The sequence below is a fragment of the Candidatus Dorea massiliensis AP6 genome, assembly GCF_964245105.1.
GTDB lineage: Bacteria > Bacillota > Clostridia > Lachnospirales > Lachnospiraceae > Laedolimicola > Laedolimicola intestinihominis.
Genome location: NZ_CAXTKW010000001.1, coordinates 365,410 through 381,580, shown reverse-complemented (window position 1 = coordinate 381,580; position 16,171 = coordinate 365,410). Strand labels below are relative to the sequence as shown.

The following is a 16,171-nucleotide window of genomic DNA, read 5'->3' as shown; positions in this document are numbered from 1 at the left end:
GAGCAATATTATTAATGAGGGAGGTAAAGCTATATGAGAACAAAGTTGATATATTCTTCAGAAGAAAACCATCTAGGATATGGTGCCGGAGAAGGTGATATGGAGAGATACGAATATGAGTGCCCCTGCGGGAAAGGAAAAATCATAGAAGAACATGATAATATTCCTGGATTTCGCGATCATGATATTTGGATAAGTTGTGATGAATGTTCTAAAAAGTATACATTGGATACTTCAAGAGGAGTTCGCGGTTGGGAATTAGTGGAGAAAGAATAAATATGGGAAGATTAAAAAGCTGGATCCTAACGACATTTTATAAAAATGAGCTGCTTGCGATACACAAAGAGCAACACTCGCAAAGTTACAGAAATTGACGACAAGTGCAGAAAACTCAAAAGAAATAAGACAGCTACTAACAGCATTTGAAATGGTAGATGCTTCGGTAAATTATGCGAAGGATTTTCGCAGGTGATTATTAATAGAAATACCAAGGATTATGAAATGTTGATGCAATGGTCAAAGGCATTTCTGATGAATAAGAGTTTTACTACATTTTCCGGCGCAATAGCATCAAGAGCATTACTGTTTCCGATAAAGTCTGTATATGAAAGTTATGTGGTTCAACAGATGAAAAAAGTTATGAGCTCGGAAGGTTGGGAGGTTTCCAGCCAGGATAAGGGGCATTATCTTTTTATGGAATCAAGGAGACAGTTTGCACTTAGACCGGACATTGTTATGAAAAGAGGAGGGCGCACAGTAATTCTGGATACCAAATGGAAAAGTCTCGTTGATAACGAAAGGGTAAATTATGGTATTTCACAGGCTGATATGTATCAGATGTATGCTTACTCGAAGAAATATAACACTCCTGAAATATGGTTGTTATACCCGGTGAATGATGAAATGAGAAATCATTCTCCAATTCGCTTTGAAAGTGGAGATGGAACAACAGTAAATTTGCATTTTGTTGATGTCGATAAAATAGAAGATAGCTTGTAGAAACTGAAGGATAAATTGATATAGATGATAAAGGAGAGAAGTACAATGGATGGTTTAACATTGCTGTCCCAGAGGGATAATATCGAAGAAGCATTTAAATCTCTGATAAAAAGTGGTCGTCCTGATATTCGAGACGATGAGAATAAAAATTTGTTGCCACAGTTATATGTGGATTTGTTTGAAAATGATTATTTCTTAAAACAGGCATTAGATGAAAACCATGCTATTTTTAAGGGGCGTAGGGGAACTGGAAAGTCTACTATTTTTTTACAAGCAGAAGAAAAACTTAAAGAAAAGAAAGGTGTAATATCAGTATACATAAATTTACAATCTTGTTATGAGGAAATTAGAACATCAAATAGTGAAGAACAGGAGTTGATGAACAAATATAATGTCTATTTGAAGTTTTTTAATCAAATATTAGAGAAAATAAAAAATGACTGTAAGAAGATTTTTCAAGATAAAGATATTGAAAAACTCTTTGAGGAAATAAAAAATGGTGAATACATAGATGAAAATTTCAGAAGAACAATGCAATTCGCTACAAATAGTGAAAAAAATACACAGTTTAATCTTAATGCGAATACAGATAAAAAAGCAGAAGCAGGGTTGTCTTTTTCACAAAAGAATGCAACGGAAGAACAATATACAAAACAAGAAATGCGTATTTTCTCCATAAATACGGTTTTAAATAAAATGAAGAAGATATTGGATAAACATTCAGTGGCGAAAGTATATCTATTTTTAGATGATTTTAGTGAATTAGCAAAGGATTCACAGAAATTAATAGTAGATTCCTTAATAGCGCCAATTATTTCTTCATATAATGATGTTTTTGTTATTAAGCTCGCTGCATATCCATATAGAATATATTTAGGAAATATAGATTCGTCGAAAATAGTATCATATTCTCTCGATTTTTATGATGTATATGAGAAAACATCAACGAATTACAAGAATGTTGAAGCATCAGGAATTGATTATATAAAGAGAACGCTGAAAAAGAGAATTTCAGTATATACGAATGAGCAATTAGACGCAGACGATATTTTTGATACTGCTAAAGAAAAAATAGATATATACTATAAAACGTTATTCTATGCATCCGCAGGTATTCCTAGAAGCCTTGGCTATATTTTAAAGTACAGTTTTCTTAATTCCATCAATAAAGGAAATGGTATCACAATTGCAGATTTAGATAATGCATCTAAAACATATTTTGTAAACAATATATTGGCAGATTTTTGCAACGACAGTAGATATAAGGAATCATTTTTTGATGAGAATAAGATTCTTACACAAATGACACAAAAGAAATTGATGGACGATTTGATAGAAATGGCAAAAACCATAAAAAGAGGTCTGATAGAAAAATACACAGGAAAACAAAGTATAAAAGATATATATAAGCAGACTATAGAAAAGAATAAATCTGGTATAACATATTGGCTTCCAACATCACATTTCTATATTGATAAAGAGATTGAAAGTATTTTACAAACGTTAGAGTTGTATTATATTGTAAGCAAGTTTAATGAAGGAAGTAGTAGAAAGCCCGGCATCAGGGTATCTTATTACGGCTTGAATTATGGATTGTGCTTAGAAAATCAAATAGATTATGGCAAGCCTGAGTTTAGAAGAGCATATGATTATTGGAGACAGGATGAATTTGATTATACTGATTTTATACCAGCAGCCATAAATGCTGTTGAAGTTCCAAAATGTAGTAATTGTGGTTATGAATATAAAGATAAAGCTGAATATGAAGTTGCTAAAAAATTTGGATTCTGCTTAAACTGTCAAGAAAAGAATTGTATTCAAGAAGTAAATCAATTAGAAGAAATCATGAAGGAGCAGATAGCAAAGTGGAAATCGGAAAGCTTGCCTGATATAGAAATTGATATACTGCGTGTTTTATACAATAATAGACAGCATGAAATGTCTGCAGTAGAGATCGGAAATGAAGTTGATCGGCATCATTTGGCAATAACAAAGATAATGGAAAAACTGTCAAAAAGAGGCTATGTATCATATGTCACAAGAGATAAAAGATACTATTCAATTAAGGAAAAAGCAATTTCAATATTCTTTAATGATGTAATGGAGACAGTAGAAAATGAAAACAGTTAAAGTAGTTGCTGCAGTTATTTGTGATTCCGTAAAGAAAAAACGTAAGATATTTGCTACAGCCAGGGGATATGGGGAGTTCCAAGGTCAATGGGAGTTTCCAGGAGGAAAAATAGAAGAAGGCGAAACGTTTCAACAGGCTTTAGAACGGGAGATTAAAGAATAATTGGATACAGAGATTAAAGTATATGATTTAATAGATACTATTGAATATGACTATCCAATTTCCATCTTTCAATGGACTGCTTTTGGTGTGAGACAATAACTGGAGAGCTGGTACTGAAGGAAGCAGAAGCTGCTAAGTGGTTAAGCAAGGATGAACGGAATTCTGTTCGATGGTTACCAGCAGATCTAACATTGATAGAGAAAATAAAGAAATCTTTGGAGGTGGAATTGCATGAGTGAATCAAAAAAAGTAGTTGCCAAGCGTAGACCAACTAAAGGTGAAGATAAAATACGTAAAATACAAATGTTCAAAGAAACTGCTAATAATGCCATAAGTGATGCAACAGAATTTGATAAAGCGATTCTTGAATCGAATGAAGCATATGTAAATAAACTATGCGAAGCAGATAATGCAGAATATGAAATTCTGAAATTAAATATGGAAAAAGCTGAAAGTGATGAAGAAAGAGCTGCTATAAGAAAAAGAATTGCTGAAATGCAAAAAGAGAGGTATGTAAAAGATACAGAAAATAAACAGTTTTATGAGAGACAGCAGGAAAGTCATAGAAATCATAATCTGAAAATATTAGGTTCATTGGCAGTGGTTTCTGGATTGGTTTATACATTTAGAAAGCCTCTTGCAGAGGCGGGGAAGAAGTTAATTACAAAAATATAGTACCCTATTTTTGTTAAGATGCACATAAAACGATACTTAATAACCTTAGTGCAAAAGCCGGAGAAAGCCTATAAATAAAGGATTTTCATATTTACTTTTGCTAAAAAGATAGGGTAATACCCTACAAAGTACGAAATGTAGTATGATTATGCACATTTAATACAAAATATAGTACTTCTGCAGGCTGGGAATTTCCTGGTGGAAAAAATGAATCTGGCGAGACACCGCAAGAAGCATTAAAGCGTGAAATCCTGGAAGAACTTGACACAGAAATAGCTGTAGGTGATTTGATTGATACAATTGAGTTCGATTATCCGGACTTTCATCTTTCAATGGAATGTTTTTGGTGTGAAATCTACAGGGGAGATCTTGTGTTGAAAGAACATGAAGCTGCGCGATGGTTAAACAAAGAATCACTTTGTTACGTAAATTGGCTTCCGGCAGATGTGTTGTTGCTTGAAAAAGTGCAAATGAATTTATAGGTATGGCAGGAGTACTTCACAGCTGTCATTACGACGCAGCTTCAAAAAGTGGAAAGGGCATAATCCATGAGTTTGAAAAATGTTTTGATTATTGTGGACGATATCGAAGAGTCCATAAAATTTTATGAGGAACTGTTTGGACTGCGTGTGGTTACAAGGCTGGAAGGCAATGTAATTATGTCTGAAGGACTGGTATTGCAGGACGCGGATGTATGGTACGACAGTACAAAACTACATACCGTACCATATAACAATAGGACGGAACTTTATTTTGTAGATCATGATATAGAGGGTATCATAAAGAAACTGGAGGCTGGCCGAGAGGTTGTAACTTATGTTACAGAATTGATGGAGCTGGAGGGCGGACAGAAGCTTGTAAGATTTTATGATCCATCGGGAAATCTGATTGAGGTTCGAACACCTGTGAATTACAAAGAATGACAGAATTGAGGGCAAGGGATGCAGATATTTGTGGATGCAGATGCGTGTCCGGTAGTAGGTATTGTAGAGAAAATAGCAGAGAAATACAACATATCAACCACATTGCTGTGTGATACGAACCATGTGCTGACTTCTGATTATAGCGAAGTAATTGTTGTCGGAGCAGGAGCAGATGCCGTAGATTATAAGCTGATTAGCATTTGCCATAAAGGTGATGTTGTAGTATCGCAGGACTATGGGGTAGCTGCTATGGCTCTTGGAAAAGGTGCGTATGCCATTCACCAATCCGGTAAGTGGTATACGAACGAAAATATCGACCAGTTGCTTATGGAGCGGCACCTGAATAAGAAGGCAAGGCGAAGTTCTCATAAGAATCATCTGAAAGGACCGAAAAAGCGTACAGAAGAGGATGATATACGCTTTGCCCAGTCTTTTGAAAAACTTTTGCGGATGATACAGAATGGGAGATAAAAAAATCTATGTAATTGCAAAGATTTTTGACAAGCAGGGTTGCATAGCCTACAGTTGCAAGACACTAAAATAAGCAATGAAAATCGTACTTGCCCAAAACAACTGGGAAAGGCACTTCACAGCCGGATTTATCATAAGATAAGATAAATCCGCCCGCGAGGTGCCTTTTTTGAAGACGTTTCCGCAACCATTGGCAGCAGAAGAAGAGCAGTACTATTTGCAGAGGCTGAAAGAGGGCGATGCGCAGGCGCGGGACGTTCTGGTGGAGCGCAATCTCCGGCTGGTAGCACATATTGTAAAAAAATACCAGAACAGTGGAGAAGAGACCGAGGATCTGATTTCCATAGGGACCATCGGCCTCATCAAGGCCGTGACCACCTTCGACAGCGATAAAGGATCAAGACTTGTCACCTATGCGGCCCGGTGTGTAGAAAATGAGCTCCTGATGTACTTCCGCTCCAAAAAGAAAACCGCCCGGGAAACTTCCTATTATGATCCCATCGGCACGGACAAAGAGGGAAATGAAATTCATCTGCTGGACATCATGGAGAGCAGCGAGCGGGACGCGTTTTCCAGGGTCTGTCTGAAAGAGGACAGCCGGAAGCTTTACGCATTGCTCAGGAAAATTTTGACGGAACGGGAACGGACGGTGCTGGTCATGCGCTACGGCCTTTATAATGGGCGGGAATATACCCAGCGAGAGGTGGCGGCGAAGCTTGGAATCTCCCGCTCCTATATCAGCCGGATAGAAAAAAACGCGCTCTTGAAGCTGCGGGAATATTTTCCTGAGGAATGACTTGATTTGTCAAAGATGTCCAGTTTATAATAGAAGCGACAGTACGAAAAGTACAAAAGAGGAGAGCAGCGCCGGTTATGTTGAAGATAGGTTTTTGTGATGATGATTTATCGATATTGAAGGAGCTTCAGGTCTTACTGGATCACTATCGGGTAGAAAAGAATAGAGAGCTTGCGTACACGGCTTATCAAAGCCCGCTGGAGCTTCTGGCAGATATGGAAAAGGGGCTGCGTTTCGACATCCTGTTTCTGGATGTGCTGATGCCGGGACAGACCGGAATGGAGGCGGCCAGGGAAATACGGGAATTTGATACGGCGGTTAAGATTATTTTCCTGACTTCCTCAGCGGAATTCGCAGTGGAATCCTATACCGTAGGCGCGTACTTTTATCAGTTGAAGCCCATATGGGCGGAGAGCTTTTGCCGGTTGATGGATTCAGTGATTGCCGAGTGCAAAAAGGCGGAACAGAGGAGCCTGATCATGCGCTGCAAGACCGGAATTACACGGATAGAACTGGAAAAACTGATTTGCTGCGAGGTTATGGGCCGGACGCTGTTGTTCTGCATGGAGGATGGCCGGACACTGGAAAGTCAGGGAAAGTTGGACGATTTGGCGGGACAGCTGGCCATATATGAGAATTTTCTGCGGCCACATCGCTCCTATCTGATCAATATGGATTACATCCGGACTCTTTCATCGAAAAGTATTGTCATGCAGAATCAGGAAGAAATTCCCATCCCCCATGGAAAATATTCCGATATCAAAACCCGGTACCTGGAATATGCCTTTGAGCGGCAGGGAATTGTGGTATAAAAGCCTTAGGAAGATTGAATGCAGATTTGGGGCGATTCATGTCGAATCGCTCCTTTTTTATGGAAAATCCGGTATCCTACAATCAGAAAGCGGCGGGGCCGTAAAAAAGAGGATAAAGGAGAATTTATTATGAAGAAGAAAGTGCTAGCAATGATTTTAGGTACCATGTTGGTTCTGTCTCTGGCAGCCTGCGGAGGTTCTGACGATGCGACAGAGGCTGATGCAACAGCGACTGAGGAGACTGCAGATACCGAAGAGGCGACAGAGGATACCGAGGAAGCTACAGATGAGACTGCAGCAGAGGATGTGGAATTCGCAGAAGGCGATGACGGTCCCCTGTGGAGCATTGATATGATGACTGAGCCGGTAGATGTGGCAGATACCACCTGGAGCTTTACAGGCGGCTGCATTGACGGCGAGGAGCTGACGGATGAAGAAATCGCAGCATCTCTGGAGCAGTACGGCGGACAGCTTGATTTCGTGTTCAATGCGGATGGTACCGCAAAGATGGTACAGGGTGGCGGAGAAATAGACGGCACCTATGAGGCAGACAGCACCGGATACGGCGTATACTTTGATAACAATGGCAGTGAGCTGAAGTATTATTGCGCATTTGCTCAGCAGGATGACGGCAGCGTTGTCATGATTGCCCTTTCTGATACAACCGGTTACAACGGACTGTATTTCATGCAGTAAAAACAGAAATCCGAACGGCGGATGCGGCATGGTCCGCACCCGCCGTTTTTATGGACTGGTCACTTGGAAAAGCAAGGTAACGGGAACTATGAAAACAGGAATGATAGTGGGTTTGCTACTGATACTGCTGGTGGGCTGGATAATCTCAGCACAGCGCAGACTGACGGCAATGGATGAAAATATAAAAAATGCCATGGGCCAGATCGGAGTGCAGTTATTCTCCCGTTATGAGGCAACGATTGCCTTACTGGAGCTGTTGCAGCCGCATGGAGAAGAACTGTGGAAGACGGCGAGATGGCTTCAGGGAAAACGGCGCACTGTGACGGCGGAGACGGAGCCTGCTGACGTAGCCGAACAGGGCGCTTTGCTTTCGGAAGCACAGCGGATTTTGTTGGAGGCAGTGGAGCACTGCCCGGCTGTGCAGGAAAATAAAAACTGTCGAAATTATCTGAACGCATTGGATAGCTATGGAAAAATGCTTCAGACCAGCACATTGATTTACAATGATACGGTATCGAAATTTAATCAGAGTATAAGGCCGTTTCCGATGAATGTGGCGGCCAGATTGTTGCATTTTCAGAAAAAAGCGTATCTGGAAATGAGATAACAGGAGGAATATTATGGGATTATTCAGCAACCACAAAAAAGTGTGCCCCATCTGCGGCAATCCGACCCCACGTCTGCTTCCGACGAAAATCGAGGATATGCCCATCTGTAAGGAATGTGATAAGAAAATTGATCTGCCGGACGGCGCAGTAAATGAAATGAATCTGGAGCGGTTTCGGCAATATCTGACGTTCTATGATCAGAATCAGACGCTGCGGGACACCTTCAATGAGACCTGGCGTTACGATTTCGGCTTCGGCGGCGGAAGTCTGCTTTTGGATACGGATCACCGGCTGCTGCGTCTGCGGGATGACGAGCGGGCGTTGGTGTTCGAAGTGTCAGCAATCAAGTCCTTTACCATTAAGGAGGACAGCACCGCCATCTATGCCAGTGGAAAGGAAAATCTGAAATGCCATGAGAGCGACGCGCCGGACAGAGTACGCGCCATGTCGAATTTGATCGAGCAGTTCCAGCTGCAACGCCAGGAATTTGAATGGATGCTGCAGCGCCAGGATGCCGCTGAACGCCAGCATACCCGCAGCGGCAGTCCCATGCCCACGGTTATCGGCAATGAACCGAAACGGCTGACAACTCTCGATCGTCCCACCTTCGATACCAAAGGGCCGGTCCGCCAGTTCAAGGTAACGCTGAATCTTCAGCACCCCTACTGGAGCAAGATGCAGTGGAAGGTGGATGGCCCGTCCTTCGATCGGGACGATCCCAGCGTGGAGGAATATATCGAGAAATACGAAAAGAAGGAAAAGAAGCTTCATACGATGGCGAAGAAGCTGATGAAAATGATGAATCCGGCGGCAAAGGAGGACTGGGTATGAAGAAAAAATGGATAGCACTGTTTTTGTCCTGCGTCATGGCAGCGTCCCTGTGCGCCTGTGGCGGTGACGAAGAGGAAGCGGCTTCTCCATCTGTAAGTGCAGCTTCCGGCGAAGAAGGAACCTGGTCCATCTACTGGTATCTGTGCGGAAGTGATCTGGAGTCGGGCGGCGGCTTTGCTACCGGCGATCTGGCAGAACTGATGGAGGTAGAGCTGCCGGAAAATGTAAATGTGGTCATTGAAACCGGCGGTGCCAGTGAGTGGCAGAACGATGTGGTGGACGCGTCCAAGCTGCAGCGATGGGTCTATAACAGCGAGGGCCTGAATCTGGTGGACGAGCAGCCCTCTGCCAGCATGGGAGACGCAGAGACTCTGGCGGATTTCTTAAGCTTTGCGGAGACCAATTACCCGGCGGAAAAGACGGCAGTGGTATTCTGGAATCACGGCGGCGGCTCGGTGTCCGGCGCTTCTTTTGATGAAATTTATGGTTATGACTCACTAACTCTGGATGAGATGTACGCGGCATTTTCCAGCGTCTGGGAGCCTTCGGAAGAGGAGCAGCCGCTGGAGCTGGTTGGATTTGATACCTGCCTGATGGCGACCGTGGATGTGGCCAACACGTTTTCCGATCTGGCACATTACCTGGTGGCTTCCGAAGAGACAGAGCCAGCCAATGGCTGGTATTATTCTCAGTGGGTAGGAGCCTTGGCAGAAAATCCGGATATGGACGGAGAAGAACTTGGAAAAATCATTTGCGACGCCTATTATGCCGGCTGCGAGGAAGTAGGAACCCAGGATAATACGACGCTTTCTCTGACAGATTTATCCAGGGTAGGCCCGCTTCTTAAGGCTTATGAGACCTTTGGCGCGGAGGCGCTGTCCGCGGCCTGCACCGATCCGGCCTTTTTCTCCCAGTTTGCCCGTGCGGCTTCCCAGAGCGAGAATTATGGTGGAAATACCAAGGAGCAGGGTTATACGAATATGGTGGATTTGGGCCATATGGCCCGCCAAAGCTCCGGCATGCTTGGATCCGCCCAGAGTGTGCTGGACGCCCTGGATGCGTGTGTGCTTTATCAGGTGGGCGGCCAGTACCGCAGTGAGGCGACCGGTCTTTCCTGTTACTATTCCTACAATGGTGATGTCAATGATTTCAACGGTTACGCAGGCGTAGGAGCAGGTCTTGCTTTCAAATATTTCTATGCTTATGAGCTGACCGGCGAGTTGGATGATTCGGGTATGGAATACATTGCCGATATGGATTTCACGGAACTTCCGACCGTGGAAAATCTGCTGAGTGTGGACTGGGACGGCAAAGCGCTGGAAGTGAACGGGGACGGCGTATCCTATCTGACCCTGGGACCGGAGGCCAATGATATCCTGGCGGGCATCGGCTTCTCTCTCTATTATGTGGATGAGGAAAATGACATGATGCTGCTTCTGGGTACGGATAACGATATGGAAGCAGATTGGGACAACGGTATCTTTTACGACAATTTCCGCAATGTCTGGGGAAGCATCGACGGCAATCTGGCTTATATGGAGTTAAGCTATGAGAGTGAAGATTACAATCTGTATGCCGTACCGGTTCTTCTGAACGGTGAGGCTTATAACCTTCAGGTAGTATACGATTTCAATACCGAGGAGTGGAGTATCCTGGGCGCGCGCCAGGGTATCGACGACAGCGGCATGGCAGACAAGGAGCTGCGTCTGCTGGAAGAGGGTGATGAGCTGACCACCATCTGGTATATGGCCAGCGTCAGCGGCGAGGATGAATTCGAGGCTTATACAGCGGATACCTTCACGGTGACAGCGGACACAGCCTTTGGCGAAATGGAACTGCCGGACGGCTCTTATTCCATGGTTTATGAGATGCGTGACGCCATGGACAATTACGCGTACTCTGACGCGGTTTTCTTTGACTGTGCAGGGGGCGAAATTACGACAACCGTATACGAATAAGCAGAGAGAAGGGCGGCGGCGCGGCAGCGCAGCCGTTCCTTTTGTGTGAAACAGGTTGTGAACATTGCCGAAAAAAATAAAAAAAGAATAAAACAGCAGATTTTTTTTCGAAAATGCGATATGCTTTTCTCAGATTGTTCCGGAAGTCTCCGGGGGTTTCCATATATTACAGAAGAAAAAGAGAATAAAGGGGAAGAAGTGGAGGAAATCTTTTGTTTTGTAAGGTTTTATCGGCGGCCATCGGCGGCGTGGAGGGCTATCCGGTTCGTGTGGAGGCAGATGTAAGCGAAGGTATGCCGGGCTTTCTGATGGTAGGCTATCTGGCGTCGGAGGTGCGGGAAGCGGCAGATCGGGTGCGGACGGCCCTGCGCAATACCGGTTATCCGCTTCCGACGAAGCGTATTACTGTGAATCTGGCCCCGGCCAGCATCCGAAAGGAAGGTTCCAGGTTTGACTTGGCAGTGGCTGCCGCAGTTTTGGGAGCAATGGAGAAGATTCCTGCCGGAAATCTGGATGGCTTGATGATTGTGGGCGAGTTAAGCCTGAGCGGTCAGGTACTGGGTGTCTCCGGCGTGCTGGCACTGGTGGAAAAGGCCAAAAAACTGGGGCTTCGTCGCTGTATCGTTCCTGCTGTGAATGCCCGTGAGGGAGCGGTATTTCGGGATATGGAAGTTGTGGGTGTGTCAAAGCTTAAGGAATTAATAGAAATCTTACAACATCCGGAACAGGCCGGAAAGACGGTTGTAGATGTGGACGCACTGTTCTCTGAACAGGCGGCGGAAAGTGAAGGACAGGAGGATTTTGCCCAGATATATGGACAGACAGAAGTGAAGCGGGCGGCAGAAATCGCAGCCGCGGGCATGCACAATTTTCTGATGATTGGTCCGCCAGGCTCTGGTAAAACCATGATTGCCCGGCGGATTCCGGGAATTCTGCCAAGACTGTCCCTGGAAGAAAGCCTGGAGATTACAAAAATTTACAGTATCGCGGGATTGCTGCCGGAGCGGGGGTCTCTGCTTTTAAAGCGTCCCTTCCGTTCACCCCATCACACCACCACGGCGGAGGCCCTGGCTGGCGGCGGTCGGATCCCCGGACCGGGGGAAGTATCCCTGAGCTCCAAAGGAATCCTTTTTTTAGATGAGCTGCCGGAATTTCGCCGGGCTGCCCTGGAGATTTTGCGCCAGCCTCTGGAGGAGAAGCGGATCTGTATCAGCCGAACGGCGGGAACCTATACATTTCCGGCGGATTTCATGCTGGTGGCGGCCATGAATCCCTGCGCCTGCGGCTATTATCCGGACCGGAACCGCTGCTGCTGCGCCCAGCGGGATGTGATTCGATATCTGGGAAAGCTGTCTCAGCCTTTGTTAGATCGGATCGACATCTGCGCCAATGTTTCTCCGGTGGGGTTCGACGCCCTGCAGCAGACCGGAAAGGAGGAATCCACGGCGGAGATTCGCACTCGGGTGGAGCAGGCCCATGAGATACAAAAAGAGCGTTACCTGGGATTGAAGGCACGATTCAACGCCCAGCTTGGCGCAGGCGATACAGAAAAATACTGTGGGCTTGGGAAAAAGGAAAAAGAGCTGTTGGGGGACGCCTTTGATGCATTAAATTTAAGCGCCCGGGCATATCATAGGATTGTCCGGGTGGCCAGAACCATTGCGGATTTGGAAGGAAAAGAACAGATAGAAGAAAGGCATATATTGGAGGCGTTGGGATACAGGCCGCCCGATCGGAATTTATGGATGAAGGGGATATAGAAGGATGGCAGAGAAAAATTACTGGCAGTGGTTTTGCAGCAGCCTCTTTTACGCTCCCGGCCTGGAACATAAATTACTGGAAAAATATGGAACTCCTGAGCGGGTTTTTCATAGCAAAGAACAGGAGCTGACGGAAAGTTTTCCCTCGAATCAGGAGAAACTGACGATACTGGCCGTAAACCGGAAAAAATGGGACTTTAATCGGGAAGCGGAGCGCCTGCAGCGGCTTAATCTTACCTTTTTAAGTATCGAAGATCCCCGCTATCCCAAGCGGCTCGGCACAATTCCGGACGCGCCCTGCGGTCTCTTTGTCCGGGGAAAGCTTCCTGAGGAAGAAAAACCTGCAGTCGCCATTGTGGGAGCCCGGGACTGTACCACGTATGGCCGCAATCTGTCCCAGTGGTTCGGTGGGGAGCTGGCGGCAGCTGGGGTACAGATTTTAAGCGGCATGGCCCGGGGTATCGACGCTTACAGCCATTACGGGGCATTGAAAAAGGATGGCGCGACCTTTGCGGTGCTGGCAGGCGGAGCGGACATGTGCTATCCGGAATCCAACCGGGATATTTATATGGAACTGGAACGGCGGGGCGGAATCATTTCCGAGTGTCCACCGGGCGTCCGGCCTCTGAAATATTATTTCCCATTACGAAACCGGATCTTAAGCGGCATGTCGGATCTGGTACTTATAATAGAAGCAAGGGAGAAAAGCGGCTCTCTTATCACCGCCGATTATGGGCTGGAGCAGGGAAAGGAAGTCTATGCGGCCCCGGGACCCCTGGGAGAGGCCTTAAGCGCCGGCTGTAATAACCTGATAAGACAGGGAGCCGGGATCGCCATTTCACCGGAACAGCTGTTAGAAGTTCTCCATATTTTACCGGGATTTAACAGGAAAAAAATGCAAGAAAATAAAATTGTGCTTGAAAGGTCTGAAAATTTGGTGTATAGTTGTTTACGCTTGCAGGCTCAGAGCCTGGCGGAGATCTGCGCGAAAACAGGACTTACGCCAGGAGAGACCTTGAGCGTTATGACAAAACTGCAAATGAAAGGCTATGCCAAAGAAGTATATAAAAATTATTATACGCTTTCTTAAGAGCATTTGCAGCAGACAGCGGATATCAAAGAAAGAGAGTAAGTATTATGGCAAAGAATCTGGTTATCGTGGAGTCTCCCGCAAAGGTAAAAACCATCAAGAAATTTCTGGGATCCAACTATGAGGTGCTGGCGTCCCAGGGACATGTAAGAGATTTGCCCAAGAGCCAGCTGGGGTTCGATGCGGAGCACGACTACGAACCAAAATACATTACCATTCGCGGCAAGGGTGATATTCTTGCTAAGCTGCGCAAAGAAGCGAAGAAAGCAGATAAAGTATATCTTGCAACCGACCCTGACCGGGAAGGCGAGGCGATTTCCTGGCATCTGTCCCAGGCGCTGAAGCTGGACCCGAAGAAAATGTACCGGATTACCTTTAACGAGATTACCAAGAGTGCGGTAAAGGAATCCTTAAAAAATGCCCGTGAGATCGACATGGATCTGGTCAATGCCCAGCAGGCCCGTCGGATGCTGGACCGTATGGTAGGTTACCGTATCAGCCCGATTCTCTGGGCGAAGGTAAAAAGAGGTTTAAGCGCAGGCCGCGTACAGTCTGTGGCACTCCGTCTGATTGCGGATCGGGAGGAAGAGATCAATGCGTTTGTACCGGAAGAGTACTGGACATTGGACGCGGATTTTCTGGCGGACGGCGGTAAAAAGCCGCTGCAGGCCCATTTCTACGGCACGAAGGACGGTAAAATGACTGTGAAGTCCAAAGAAGAGATGGAGCAGATCCTGAAGGAGCTGGATGGCGTCTCCTATGAGGTCAGTGAGGTGAAGAACGGCGAGCGAGTGAAAAAAGCGCCCCTTCCTTTTACAACCAGTACCCTGCAGCAGGAAGCTTCCAAAACCCTGAATTTTTCCACCCAGAAGACCATGAGCGTGGCACAGCAGCTTTACGAGGGTGTGGATATTAAGGGCAGTGGCACGGTGGCGCTGATTTCTTACCTGCGTACCGATTCTACCCGTGTATCGGAGGAAGCAGCGAAGGCGGCGCATGAATACATTGCTTCCAATTACGGAGAAAATTATACATCCAAAGGTCAGAGCGCCAAGACCAGCGGCAAGAAGATTCAGGACGCCCATGAGGCAATTCGCCCCACGGATCTGTCCCGGACACCGGCTGCTGTGAAGGATTCCCTGACCAGAGAGCAGTTCCGCCTGTATCAGCTGATCTGGAAACGGTTTGCAGCCAGCCAGATGGCGGACGCAGTCTATGAGACCTCTTCCGTGAAGATAGACGGAGGCAAATACCGTTTCACCATGTCTGCGTCCCGGGTGACCTTCGACGGTTTCATGGCGGTTTATGTGCAGGATGAGGAAAAAGAGGGAGACAGCCGTCTCCTGAAAGGATTCAGTAAGGATACGAAACTTTCGCTGAAGGAATTTGAGAGCAAACAGCATTTCACACAGCCGCCGGCTCACTATACAGAGGCAGCGCTGGTAAAGACCTTGGAGGAGCTGGGCATCGGACGTCCCAGCACCTATGCGCCGACGATTACGACGATTATCGCCCGCCGTTATGTGTCAAAGGAAAATAAGAACCTGTATCTGACCGAACTGGGTGAGGTCGTTAACAATATGATGAAGCAGGCCTTCCCCACCATCGTGGAGACTGATTTTACGGCTAATATGGAAGGACTTCTGGACTGCGTTGAAGAGGGAACCGTCAACTGGAAGACGGTTGTAGAGAATTTCTACCCGGATTTGGAAAAAGCGGTTGAGGCAGCGGAAAAAGAGCTGAAAGAGGTAAAGATTGAGGATGAGGTAACTGACGTGGTCTGCGAGGAATGCGGCCGTCATATGGTTATCAAATACGGTCCACATGGCCGTTTCCTTGCTTGCCCGGGCTTCCCGGAGTGCCGCAATACCAAGCCATATCTGGAAAAAATCGGCGTACCGTGCCCGAAATGCGGCAAGGACGTGGTACTTCGCAGAACCAAGAAGGGAAGAAAATATTACGGCTGTGAGAATAATCCGGAATGCGATTTCATGTCCTGGCAGAAGCCTTCGAAGGAAAAATGCCCGGTCTGCGGCAGTTATATGGTAGAAAAGGGCAGCAAGCTGGTCTGCGCCAATGAAACCTGCGGCCATGTAATGCTGAAGAAACAGGATGAGAAGTAAGTAGTCAGAAAACTTTGAAAATATAGATTGAAAAATGGATAGAATTGTGATAAAATTCATATAAATTCCGAGTTATTGAAAAAATAAAGCGAAAAGGTAGAAAAAGAACGCTTTCGGGAACTAAAATACGATGGAG

General features: G+C 45.6%; 16 protein-coding genes and 2 pseudogenes. All 18 read left to right on the top strand.

Features of this window, described 5'->3' with window-relative positions:
- Window positions 1-33 precede the first annotated feature (33 nt).
- Window positions 34-276 carry a hypothetical protein gene (locus ACESZP_RS02160; protein WP_499707901.1) on the top strand — a complete coding sequence of 81 codons (243 nt, stop codon included), beginning with the start codon at window positions 34-36 and terminating at the stop codon, window positions 274-276.
- Between the two features lie 192 nt (window positions 277-468).
- Complete coding sequence (locus ACESZP_RS02155; protein WP_499707899.1) at window positions 469-999, top strand: McrC family protein; 531 nt, start codon at window positions 469-471, stop codon at window positions 997-999.
- Between the two features lie 45 nt (window positions 1,000-1,044).
- Complete coding sequence (locus ACESZP_RS02150; RefSeq protein WP_499707898.1) at window positions 1,045-3,129, top strand: hypothetical protein; 2,085 nt, start codon at window positions 1,045-1,047, stop codon at window positions 3,127-3,129.
- A pseudogene (locus tag ACESZP_RS02145) lies at window positions 3,116-3,531 on the top strand ((deoxy)nucleoside triphosphate pyrophosphohydrolase). The gene ACESZP_RS02150 and the pseudogene ACESZP_RS02145 overlap by 14 nt, the downstream one beginning before the upstream one ends.
- Window positions 3,524-3,967 (top strand): hypothetical protein, encoded by a 444-nt coding sequence (locus tag ACESZP_RS02140; protein ID WP_499707897.1) that lies wholly within the window; start codon window positions 3,524-3,526, stop codon window positions 3,965-3,967. The pseudogene ACESZP_RS02145 and the gene ACESZP_RS02140 overlap by 8 nt, the downstream one beginning before the upstream one ends.
- 182 nt (window positions 3,968-4,149) lie before the next feature.
- Window positions 4,150-4,449, top strand: a pseudogene (locus ACESZP_RS02135) ((deoxy)nucleoside triphosphate pyrophosphohydrolase); the annotation flags it as partial.
- Window positions 4,450-4,515: 66 nt separating this feature from the next.
- The gene (locus ACESZP_RS02130; RefSeq protein WP_499707896.1) at window positions 4,516-4,890 is read left to right on the top strand and encodes a VOC family protein; all 375 of its coding nucleotides are present in this window, start codon (window positions 4,516-4,518) and stop codon (window positions 4,888-4,890) included.
- 18 nt (window positions 4,891-4,908) lie between these two features.
- Window positions 4,909-5,361 (top strand): YaiI/YqxD family protein, encoded by a 453-nt coding sequence (locus ACESZP_RS02125; RefSeq protein WP_499707895.1) that lies wholly within the window; start codon window positions 4,909-4,911, stop codon window positions 5,359-5,361.
- Window positions 5,351-5,434: a DUF6718 family protein gene (locus tag ACESZP_RS02120; protein WP_499707925.1), complete on the top strand. Its 84-nt coding sequence runs from the start codon at window positions 5,351-5,353 to the stop codon at window positions 5,432-5,434. Before ACESZP_RS02125 ends, ACESZP_RS02120 begins: the two co-directional genes overlap by 11 nt.
- Window positions 5,435-5,530: 96 nt before the next feature.
- Window positions 5,531-6,157: an RNA polymerase sporulation sigma factor SigK gene (gene sigK / locus ACESZP_RS02115; RefSeq protein ID WP_499707893.1), complete on the top strand. Its 627-nt coding sequence runs from the start codon at window positions 5,531-5,533 to the stop codon at window positions 6,155-6,157.
- A gap of 77 nt (window positions 6,158-6,234) precedes the next feature.
- Window positions 6,235-6,969, top strand: a complete 735-nt coding sequence (locus ACESZP_RS02110; RefSeq protein WP_499707891.1) for a LytR/AlgR family response regulator transcription factor — start codon at window positions 6,235-6,237, stop codon at window positions 6,967-6,969.
- Window positions 6,970-7,098: 129 nt separating this feature from the next.
- Window positions 7,099-7,665 carry an isomerase gene (locus ACESZP_RS02105; RefSeq protein ID WP_499707890.1) on the top strand — a complete coding sequence of 189 codons (567 nt, stop codon included), beginning with the start codon at window positions 7,099-7,101 and terminating at the stop codon, window positions 7,663-7,665.
- Window positions 7,666-7,693: 28 nt separating this feature from the next.
- A complete protein-coding gene (locus tag ACESZP_RS02100) occupies window positions 7,694-8,272 on the top strand; it encodes a LemA family protein (RefSeq protein ID WP_499707889.1) in 579 nt (192 codons plus the stop codon).
- A 13-nt stretch (window positions 8,273-8,285) separates the two neighbouring features.
- Window positions 8,286-9,104: a hypothetical protein gene (locus tag ACESZP_RS02095; protein ID WP_499707888.1), complete on the top strand. Its 819-nt coding sequence runs from the start codon at window positions 8,286-8,288 to the stop codon at window positions 9,102-9,104.
- On the top strand, window positions 9,101-11,062 hold the full coding sequence (locus ACESZP_RS02090; RefSeq protein ID WP_499707887.1) for a clostripain-related cysteine peptidase: 1,962 nt from the start codon (window positions 9,101-9,103) through the stop codon (window positions 11,060-11,062). Before ACESZP_RS02095 ends, ACESZP_RS02090 begins: the two co-directional genes overlap by 4 nt.
- Before the next feature lie 212 nt (window positions 11,063-11,274).
- On the top strand, window positions 11,275-12,822 hold the full coding sequence (locus tag ACESZP_RS02085) for a YifB family Mg chelatase-like AAA ATPase (protein ID WP_499707885.1): 1,548 nt from the start codon (window positions 11,275-11,277) through the stop codon (window positions 12,820-12,822).
- Window positions 12,823-12,826: 4 nt separating this feature from the next.
- Complete coding sequence (dprA, locus tag ACESZP_RS02080) at window positions 12,827-13,912, top strand: DNA-processing protein DprA (RefSeq protein WP_499707884.1); 1,086 nt, start codon at window positions 12,827-12,829, stop codon at window positions 13,910-13,912.
- 47 nt (window positions 13,913-13,959) lie between these two features.
- Complete coding sequence (gene topA / locus ACESZP_RS02075) at window positions 13,960-16,035, top strand: type I DNA topoisomerase (protein ID WP_349164693.1); 2,076 nt, start codon at window positions 13,960-13,962, stop codon at window positions 16,033-16,035.
- The last annotated feature ends 136 nt before the right edge of the window (window positions 16,036-16,171 follow it).

Bases quoted from the DNA above. Each gene is read 5' to 3' on its own strand.
- ACESZP_RS02130 (WP_499707896.1), top strand. From the start codon at position 4,516: ATGAGTTTGAAAAATGTTTTGATTATTGTGGACGATATCGAAGAGTCC.
- ACESZP_RS02090 (WP_499707887.1), top strand. From the start codon at position 9,101: ATGAAGAAAAAATGGATAGCACTGTTTTTGTCCTGCGTCATGGCAGCG.
- ACESZP_RS02100 (WP_499707889.1), top strand. From the start codon at position 7,694: ATGGTCCGCACCCGCCGTTTTTATGGACTGGTCACTTGGAAAAGCAAG.
- ACESZP_RS02105 (WP_499707890.1), top strand. From the start codon at position 7,099: ATGAAGAAGAAAGTGCTAGCAATGATTTTAGGTACCATGTTGGTTCTG.
- ACESZP_RS02120 (WP_499707925.1), top strand. From the start codon at position 5,351: ATGGGAGATAAAAAAATCTATGTAATTGCAAAGATTTTTGACAAGCAG.
- topA (WP_349164693.1), top strand. From the start codon at position 13,960: ATGGCAAAGAATCTGGTTATCGTGGAGTCTCCCGCAAAGGTAAAAACC.
- ACESZP_RS02095 (WP_499707888.1), top strand. From the start codon at position 8,286: ATGGGATTATTCAGCAACCACAAAAAAGTGTGCCCCATCTGCGGCAAT.
- ACESZP_RS02110 (WP_499707891.1), top strand. From the start codon at position 6,235: ATGTTGAAGATAGGTTTTTGTGATGATGATTTATCGATATTGAAGGAG.
- ACESZP_RS02150 (WP_499707898.1), top strand. From the start codon at position 1,045: ATGGATGGTTTAACATTGCTGTCCCAGAGGGATAATATCGAAGAAGCA.
- ACESZP_RS02125 (WP_499707895.1), top strand. From the start codon at position 4,909: ATGCAGATATTTGTGGATGCAGATGCGTGTCCGGTAGTAGGTATTGTA.
- dprA (WP_499707884.1), top strand. From the start codon at position 12,827: ATGGCAGAGAAAAATTACTGGCAGTGGTTTTGCAGCAGCCTCTTTTAC.
- ACESZP_RS02140 (WP_499707897.1), top strand. From the start codon at position 3,524: ATGAGTGAATCAAAAAAAGTAGTTGCCAAGCGTAGACCAACTAAAGGT.
- ACESZP_RS02160 (WP_499707901.1), top strand. From the start codon at position 34: ATGAGAACAAAGTTGATATATTCTTCAGAAGAAAACCATCTAGGATAT.